Origin of the sequence: Shewanella sp. T24-MNA-CIBAN-0130 (assembly GCF_040310185.1) — a bacterium.
GTDB lineage: Bacteria > Pseudomonadota > Gammaproteobacteria > Enterobacterales > Shewanellaceae > Shewanella > Shewanella psychromarinicola.
The window spans coordinates 1-561 of the sequence record NZ_JBEOPP010000138.1 but is presented as its reverse complement, the minus strand read 5'-3'; the positions used below and the strand labels follow the sequence as shown (position 1 = coordinate 561).

Annotated in this window: 1 protein-coding gene; it reads right to left on the bottom strand. The window is 37.1% G+C overall.

What is annotated here, in order from left to right:
- On the bottom strand, positions 1 to 561 hold a 561-nt coding region (locus AAEZ02_RS21800; protein WP_351125018.1), incomplete at both ends, for a multiheme c-type cytochrome.

Sequence of the window (561 nt, the reverse complement as noted above, 5' to 3'; positions counted from 1 at the left end):
TAAAACTCATCCAGTTTATCGCCAACATTATAGTGTTGACCTTGCCCTAGAGGATTTTTTTCATCGAATTTAATCGGAAGTTCGCTCCAAAAACCATTGTCATAATTAATCGGGTGCCCTGACTGATGACACTGATCGCACTCTTCACTTCCCGTCTTACTGTCTAAGTTTTCTGGATTTACAATATCTTTTTTATCACGACTTTTGGCATGTGCAGCCCCAGGGCCATGACATTTTTCACATCCAATAGCAAATTCAGTTGTTGTCCAAATATTAGTTTTATCTGCTGAACGCCCTAACTTACCTGCATCTGTCCATGTTTCAACATTAAACCCTGTTAAATGGCATTCTGCGCAACGATTCTCATAGTTGTGAAATTGTTCAAATGTAGCTAGCTTCTCATCTGATGAGATAGAACCATCATCATTAAACCAAAATAAGTCAAAAGCATTTCCCCAACGTTCCTGTTTTTCTTCATTATTCCAGTAGTTGAATGGTAAAATCATTAATGAATCTGATTCTTCTACATAGGTAAAAAACATCGTTTGAGAAGTATAACCA